Genomic DNA, 7,986 nt, shown 5'->3' on the forward strand with positions numbered 1-7,986 from the left:
GATGTTAAAATCTACAACTGAAAATCAAGCTAAGAAAACTTTACCTGCCTACTTTGGTGAGTTTGGTGGTATGTATGTTGGTGAATTGTTAGTACCTGCTTTAGAGCAGTTAGAACAAGCGTTTATTGAATCTCAAACTGATGAAGCTTTTTTAGCTGAGTTTAATAAATTGCTGACCAGTTATGCTGGCCGACCAACACCACTAACACTGTGTCGTAATATTGTTAAAAACCCATTAGCTAAAATTTATTTAAAGCGTGAAGATTTACTGCACGGTGGCGCGCATAAAACCAATCAGGTTTTGGGCCAAGCTTTACTGGCTAAACGCATGGGTAAAACTGAAATAATAGCAGAAACAGGTGCTGGTCAACATGGTGTTGCTACTGCTATCGCATGTTCATTATTGGGTTTGAAATGTAAAGTTTATATGGGCGCGGTTGATTGCCAGCGTCAGCAACCTAACGTGTTTCGTATGCAACTAATGGGCGCGGAAGTTATTCCAGTTACCGCGGGTAGCGGCACACTTAAAGATGCGGTGAATGAAGCGCTACGTGATTGGTCTGCTAATTATGAGAACGCACATTATTTATTAGGCACGGCTGCAGGTCCTCACCCTTTCCCGACGATTGTTCGTGAGTTTCAAAAAATGATCGGCGAAGAAGCTAAACAACAGTTACTCGCAGAAGAAGGTCGCTTACCTGACTATGTTATAGCTTGTGTTGGTGGCGGTTCAAATGCCATTGGTATGTTTAACGACTTTATTGGCGACGATGGTGTAAAACTTATTGGTGTTGAAGCCGGTGGTAAAGGTATTGATACTATACATCACGGCGCAACGTTAGTCGCAGGTACTAAAGGAATGCTGCACGGCAACTACACCTATATTATGCAAGACAAGGTTGGCCAAATTGAAGAGTCATACTCTGTATCAGCGGGTCTAGATTACCCTGCTGTTGGTCCTCAACATGCACAATTAAAAGATTCTGGTAGAGCGCAATATGTGCCAATTAACGATGATGAAGCATTAGAAGCGTTTCAATTACTTGCGCGTAATGAAGGTATAATTCCTGCGTTAGAGTCGTCTCACGCGTTAGCACATGCGTTAAAAATGGCAGATAAAGTCACTGAAGAAACTATATTTTTAGTGAACTTATCAGGCAGAGGAGATAAAGATTTAGCGCATGTAAACGCGATTATATCGCCAGAAACAGCAGAGAAAAGCGATGTTAAGCACAGAGGAGAAGCATAATGAGCCAAGTAACTAATATAAAAACTCGTTATGACCAGGCGTTTGAGAAATTGGCAGCAAAAAAAGAAGGGGCATTTATTCCTTTTGTGATCATCGGCGATCCAAATCCTGAGCAGTCTTTTGAAGTTATTAAAACCTTGATTGATGCAGGTGCTGACGCCTTAGAGCTAGGCATTCCATTTTCAGATCCTAGTGCTGATGGCGTAACCATTCAAATGGCGGCACTGCGCGCACTCAAAGCCAATACTAATACTGATATTTGCTTAGATATTTTAGCTAGAATTCGTGCTTATGCTCCTGACATGCCCATTGGCTTATTACTTTACGGTAACTTAGTCTTTGCTCGCGGTATTAATAATTTTTATCGTGATGTAGCTACTGCAGGTGTTGATTCAGTGCTTATTGCTGATTTGCCTATTCGTGAGAGTGAAGCTTTTAGAAAAGCGGCAGAGGCTAATGGCGTTGCGCCTATCTTTATCGCCCCGCCTAATGCCAGTGAAACAACCTTACAAAAAGTCGCTGATTATGGTTCGGGTTATACTTATGTTCTAAGCCGCGTTGGTGTTACCGGTACTGAAACTGAAGCTGAAATGACCGGCCATAAGCTAATTGATATTTTAGACAAATACCAAGCAGCACCTTCTGTTATTGGTTTTGGTATTTCAAAGCCAGCACAAGTTACTGCCGCATTAGCTACCGGAGCAAAAGGCGCAATTAGTGGCTCTGCTGTGGTTAAAATTATTGAAAACAATCTTGATGACAATGACAATATGTTGCGTGAATTAACCGAATTTGTTAGCGCGATGAAATTGGCTACTAAGCTTTAACAAGCAAGACAACTATTAGCTGTCAGCTTTAAGTTTTGTGCTATCAGTAAATGAATAATAGCTTTTAGTTCAAAGAAATAGTTTATAAAAAAAGCTCATAAGATAATACTTATGAGCTTTTTTATTGCGGCTTAGTTAATTAACAGCTTATAACTAATCACGCATCGCTTTTCATAAATGACTTTCATGAAATGCCTAGGCTGACTTCTTTTCCCAGGTATCACGTAAACCCACTGTGCGGTTAAATACTAACTTGCCAGCGGCGGTGTCTTCTGCAGTTATTTTATTATCTAAACAAAAGTAACCTTGGCGTTCAAACTGAAAAGCTTGTTCTGGTTTGGCGTTCGCTAAGTAAGGTTCAACTTTCGCATGACTAATAATAGTTAATGAATCCGGGTTAATTACCGAATGAAAGTCTTCTGCTGCACCTGGGTTTGGCACAGTGAATAAACGCTCATATAAGCGAACTTCAGCATCAAGACTTTGTTCAGCACTCACCCAGTGAATTACACCTTTAGGTTTAGTGCCATCAGTAGGGTTTTTGCCTAATGTTTCAGGATCATACTGACAATAAACCGTAGTAACATTACCATCTGCATCTTTATCACAACGCGTAGCTGTTACCACATAGGCGCCACGTAAGCGTACAGCTTTGTCTAAAACTAAGCGTTTATACTTTTTATTCGCTTCTTCACGAAAGTCTTCGGCTTCAATGTAGAGCTCTTTTGAAAAAGGCACAATACGTGAGCCTTGGCTTTCATCACTTGGGTGATTTTTAACATCAAGGTTTTCAACGTTATCGCTAGGGTAGTTTTCAATCACTAATTTAATTGGATCTAACACGGCCATAGCGCGCGGTGCATTATCATTTAAATCTTCGCGAATACAAGCCTCTAACACGCTCATTTCAACGGTATTATCCATTTTAGTTACACCAATACGTTTAGTAAACTCACGTAATGAAGCGGGTGTAAAACCTTTACGACGAAAGCCTGCAATCGTAGGCATGCGCGGGTCATCCCAACCATTAACTAACTTGTCTTCAACAAGGTTATTTAATTTACGCTTGCTCATTACGGTATATTCTAAGTTTAAACGCGAAAACTCGTATTGATGCGGAGTGGTTTCAATTGAAATATTGTCGATAACCCAATCATATAAACGACGATTATCCTGAAACTCTAATGTACATAATGAATGCGTAACGCCTTCAATCGCATCTGAAATACAGTGAGTAAAATCATACATTGGATAAATGCACCATTTATCGCCGGTTTGATGATGATGAGCAAACTTAACACGATAAATAATCGGGTCACGCATACACATAAAGCTCGACGCCATATCGATTTTAGCGCGCAGAGCACACTCACCTTCTTTAAAGTCACCTGCTTTCATTTTTGCAAATAATGCCAAGTTTTCTTCAACAGAAGTATCTCGATAAGGGCTATTTTTACCCGGCTGTTTTAATGTGCCACGATACTCGCGAGTTTCTTCAGCGTTTAAAAAACAAACGTACGCTAAACCTTTTTCGATCAACTCAACGGCATAGCCGTATAGGCGGTCAAAGTAGTCAGAAGAATAATGAATATCACCGGCCCACTCAAAACCCAACCATTTTACATCAGCTTGAATAGAATTTACGTAGTCAATATCTTCTTTTTCAGGGTTAGTATCATCAAAACGTAAATTACATAAACCCTGATAATCTTGAGCAATACCAAAGTTTAAGCAAATAGATTTAGCATGACCGATATGTAAAAAACCATTCGGCTCAGGCGGAAAACGTGTTTGTATTTGGTTATGCTTGCCACTAGCTAAATCAGCATCAATAATTTGACGAATAAAATTGGTAGGACGGTTTTCTACTTCCGACATCCACAAAGCCCCTAAAATAATAAAAATGTAAAAATATAATTAGAGATATTATATCAATAGAATTAACTCAAGCGCACCTAAAGAATATAAATTCTGTCATTAAAGCGAAATTTAATTCAATTTATTGTATTCAAATGCAAATTGCATTTATTAGTTGCCCTTATACCAAGTAAGGTTTCATCTTATTAAAATACTTTTAGATATCAAAATAACCATTCACATCAGACCAGTATATTGATATGTTATTTATACTTTCCCATTTACTTGAACAACTAAAATGTCTCAATGTTCATCTTCTAATGTAAATACCCATATGAATAATAATAACAGTGCTAATGCCAACATACTTTCGCTGGATAATTTAAAGCAATGGCAACAAAAGTCTAAGAGCGGCAATACAATCAACGGCTACTATCGCGCTGGCGCTAAAAACGCTAAACGCATTCACTTTTTGCATGGTACTGGGTTTTCTGCCATGACCTTAGCGGCAATGGCATCTCAATTACCCACAGATTGGTCGGTATGGTTAACTGATGTGCCGGGTCACGGCAACTCTACACAGCCTTCAACCCGCATGCCTGATTGGCAAAAAATGGCTAATAGTGTTGCAGATGCTATATATCAGCAGGCAAATGTTAAAGAAAATGGTCCGTTGATCGGTGTTGGACACTCTATGGGCGGTGTTCTAACCTTATTTGCTGCGGTTAAATACCCTGATTTATTTAGCGAAGTTATTTTACTTGACCCTGTTTTATTCCAAAATGAAATGATAATCGCCCAGCAACTTATGCGCTTTACCGGTGCTTGGAAACGAAGTGCTTTAGTAAGGTCGGTTGCGAATCGTACCCATATATGGCCAAACTTAGTGGCGATGAACGAAAATATTGCCAGCAAGCCTTTTTATAAAAAATGGCATCCTCAAGTTATTAGCGATTACTGTAAATATTCTTCAACCGCAGGCTTAGATAATACAGTTCAGCTAAGTTGCAAGCCTAGTTGGGAAGCTTCTATTTTTGGTTCCTATCCAAGGGGGCTTTGGCGGGCAATCTATAAAGTGAATATACCGGTAGACATATTAATCGCCAATAATAGTTATTTTTTTATACCTAAAGCGGTAAAGAGAGCAGCAAAACTCAATAAAAATATTCAATGGCAAACCTTTGGTAACAATCATTGTTTTCCCATGGAAGAGCCAATTGATACAGCAAAGAAGCTTACTGATGTTATTAGCGCGAGAAGTTGATATCATACGCCTAGCTGAACGATAGTTGCTCTTTAAAGGATCTATACAATTATAGTTATTTCATGTTTTAGAATTTAAGTCTTATTTGTTGAGAATCCTGTTGTTAAAATTTATCCCTAGCCTATTAACCTTGTTTTTTATATCGAGTATTCAAGCTAAAGAACTATCCTTAGAGGTGGTAAGTGAACATTGGCCACCTTTTATTATTCAAAATTTTGATAAAAAAAATGATATTTCAGCGCAAAAAGTCTCAGGTATAGTAACCGAAAAGATTCACCATATTTTAAGCACTTCTAATATTAATTACACAATTAAAACTTACCCTTGGGCTCGAAGTTATTATGTAGCTTTGAACAAGCCTAACGTACTTATTTATTCGATTTATAAAACTAAAGAACGAACACCGCACTTTGAATGGTTTTGTCCTGTTCATGAAAAAACGCCGATAAATATTTATAAATTAAAAAGCAACAAAAGTGATATTTCTTCGCTATCAACCTTAGGTAACAGCATTATAGGCGTGCTAAGAAGTGATAACAGCCACACCTTCATGTTAAAGCATAATTTTGTCGAAGGAGAGAGTTTAATAGTTTCTTCCAGCGAAGAAAGTAACATTAGAAATTTACTCAATAAAAGAATAGATGCCATTATTCAGTCTAAAGAGAGTTTAATTTATCGATTACAAAATACTAGATTTACTATCGATGATTTTGACGTTGGCTTTGAGTTGCACCAAAACAAGAATACTGAGCATTGTATGGCCTTGAGTAAAAGCTCGTCGCCGGAAATGATTGCCGCCGTAAAGCGAGCTTTTAATTTATGGTTAAATAAATAATACCAATTTAACTGTTCGACTTTTCATGAACATTCTCTGGCTAATTACTGGCAATAGAAGATTAAAATATCGTTACAGATGAGTCCTTTCTGGCTTACTACCAATTATTACGCGTATTGATACTTGTACGATGTATCACCCTCTAGTGCGTGCTATTGCAACCTCAGTTAAGGGTGCGGATAATCCAGATAAATTCTCTATTTCTTTTTCTACAACACTTCTAGGCAACTTCTTTATCAAAAGTTCACCGATTTCAATGGCATTATTTTTCGCAGCAAAAACTAAAATATTGTTATTGTCACAGCTAACATCTTTAAATACAGTTCTTAACTTTAATCGCTTCGATTTGAGTAACTTCCTTAACCTTCCCTTGTCATCAACAGCGATATATTCACAAATATTTTGTGCGAGATTAACAGCATAACTTTGAGGTACAAAAAGACTTACATTTATCAGTAGTAAAAAAATAAACAGTTGGCAAAATAATTTCATAGATACACGCTTAATTAAGAATTCATGATTTAATAAGCTTAGCCTGAATTATCAAAAAAGTTTGCTAAACGAATTTATTAAAGATTTATTCATTTAGCATGAATGCCTTTTCCCCCCTTACCGGTCAATACACATAAGCAATCAACCTTAATTTAACGAGAAATCTATGTTCCTTCGCATACCTTTAATCAATATATTATTTTTTTCATTATTGTCATTCACAATTAACGCAAACAATTATGATGACAAGGTGATGACTTCAGGATTGAATCATTTGGGCTTAACGGTTAAAGATTTAACTGCATCAAAAGATTTCTTTATTGACACCTTAGGGTGGAAGATTGCAGGTGGGTATCCTGATTACCCATCAGTTTTTGTTACCGATGGCAAAATTTTTGTCACTTTATGGCAAACTAAAAATAAAGATAAGGTTGTCACCTTTGACAGAGCAAATAATGTTGGCTTACATCATTTAGCGCTAACGGTTAATAGTGAAAATATCCTTAATGAATTACATCAACGCTTTCTATTATTACCCAATATCGTTATTGAGTTCTCCCCTGAACTCAATGGCGAAGGGCCAACAATACACATGATTATTCGTGAACCTAGTGGTAACCGTATCGAATTTGCTTATACCCCAAACTCAAAGTAATACATAAAGAGAAATTTACAGTCAAGTTTGCCATCATAATTTAAAAACAAAAAAGCGCAGATGATCTGCGCTTTCTAAATTATATCATTGCTACAAACTATAGTTAAAACTGAGCTACAACTTCTTCAACAACAATTTTTATAGCTTTGCTCGGGTTATCTTGCTCTGAGGCTTTAATGCGTTTTACAGCCCATCCATGCCATACTGGCTGATGACTTTTAACATCGTAAACATCTATGGCTAGCTTGCCTTCAGTATAGTTACGCACATGCGTATCAGAACCAATGCCTATACCACCATAATAACGGTGACCCCATAAGAAACTGGTGCGATACATCATAGGTAAAGCATCAACTTTTACTTTATCTCTACTGCCCATAGTGTATGAAATAGTAAAGTCGGCTGTCTCTGCATCACTGACTAATGTATAACCTTTCGCAATAAAAGCTTGTTCAATTGCATTATCAATTCTAACTTTCATAACGGGGTTTGCATCAATAGACTCAGCTAAAACCTTGTTTTCATCTAACCATGCAAATGTTTTATAATGCGATGTTGATATCTCACTATTACGGTCAAAATTAACTCTAGCGTTTTGTGTTGATGCACAACCAGCAATGACTAAAAGTGTTAACACTATGATTAGTTTATTTTTTAACATAAATCCTTCCTATCAACTTCGGGTACTTAACTTACCGTACAGGTTATCATAAATACTAAGTTAAGCCGCTTAAAAATTTAATACCATTTATTTATAAAACTTTTTGCTAGTTATATGACCGCTGAAATAAGTAATTTATGACAATA

8 protein-coding genes are annotated in these 7,986 nt (G+C 37.1%); 5 read left to right on the top strand and 3 right to left on the bottom strand.

Going from position 1 to position 7,986, the window contains the following annotated elements:
• Position 1 precedes the first annotated feature (1 nt).
• Positions 2-1,249, top strand: coding sequence for a tryptophan synthase subunit beta (gene trpB / locus AC27H3_RS15940; protein ID WP_487107720.1), 1,248 nt, complete (start codon positions 2-4; stop codon positions 1,247-1,249).
• Complete coding sequence (gene trpA / locus AC27H3_RS15945) at positions 1,249-2,076, top strand: tryptophan synthase subunit alpha (protein WP_487107722.1); 828 nt, start codon at positions 1,249-1,251, stop codon at positions 2,074-2,076. Before trpB ends, trpA begins: the two co-directional genes overlap by 1 nt.
• A 195-nt stretch (positions 2,077-2,271) precedes the next feature.
• Here the strand turns inward: trpA and glnS are convergent, their stop codons facing one another.
• Positions 2,272-3,954, bottom strand: a complete 1,683-nt coding sequence (gene glnS / locus AC27H3_RS15950; RefSeq protein ID WP_487107724.1) for a glutamine--tRNA ligase — start codon at positions 3,952-3,954, stop codon at positions 2,272-2,274.
• A 313-nt stretch (positions 3,955-4,267) separates the two neighbouring features.
• Here glnS and AC27H3_RS15955 point away from each other — a divergent pair, with 313 nt between their 5' ends.
• A complete protein-coding gene (locus AC27H3_RS15955; protein WP_487107726.1) occupies positions 4,268-5,197 on the top strand; it encodes an alpha/beta fold hydrolase in 930 nt (309 codons plus the stop codon).
• 100 nt (positions 5,198-5,297) lie between these two features.
• On the top strand, positions 5,298-6,032 hold the full coding sequence (locus AC27H3_RS15960; RefSeq protein ID WP_487107728.1) for a substrate-binding periplasmic protein: 735 nt from the start codon (positions 5,298-5,300) through the stop codon (positions 6,030-6,032).
• A 135-nt stretch (positions 6,033-6,167) separates the two neighbouring features.
• Here AC27H3_RS15960 and AC27H3_RS15965 read toward each other — a convergent pair whose 3' ends face one another.
• The gene (locus AC27H3_RS15965; protein WP_487107729.1) at positions 6,168-6,524 is read right to left on the bottom strand and encodes a DUF3718 domain-containing protein; all 357 of its coding nucleotides are present in this window, start codon (positions 6,522-6,524) and stop codon (positions 6,168-6,170) included.
• Between the two features lie 166 nt (positions 6,525-6,690).
• Between AC27H3_RS15965 and AC27H3_RS15970 the strand changes: the two genes are divergently transcribed.
• Positions 6,691-7,179 (top strand): VOC family protein, encoded by a 489-nt coding sequence (locus tag AC27H3_RS15970; protein WP_487107731.1) that lies wholly within the window; start codon positions 6,691-6,693, stop codon positions 7,177-7,179.
• A gap of 103 nt (positions 7,180-7,282) precedes the next feature.
• Here the strand turns inward: AC27H3_RS15970 and AC27H3_RS15975 are convergent, their stop codons facing one another.
• Positions 7,283-7,840: a DUF4136 domain-containing protein gene (locus AC27H3_RS15975; RefSeq protein ID WP_487107732.1), complete on the bottom strand. Its 558-nt coding sequence runs from the start codon at positions 7,838-7,840 to the stop codon at positions 7,283-7,285.
• Between the last annotated feature and the right edge of the window lie 146 nt (positions 7,841-7,986).

Source organism: Colwellia sp. NW0002-52-1 (assembly GCF_057550865.1).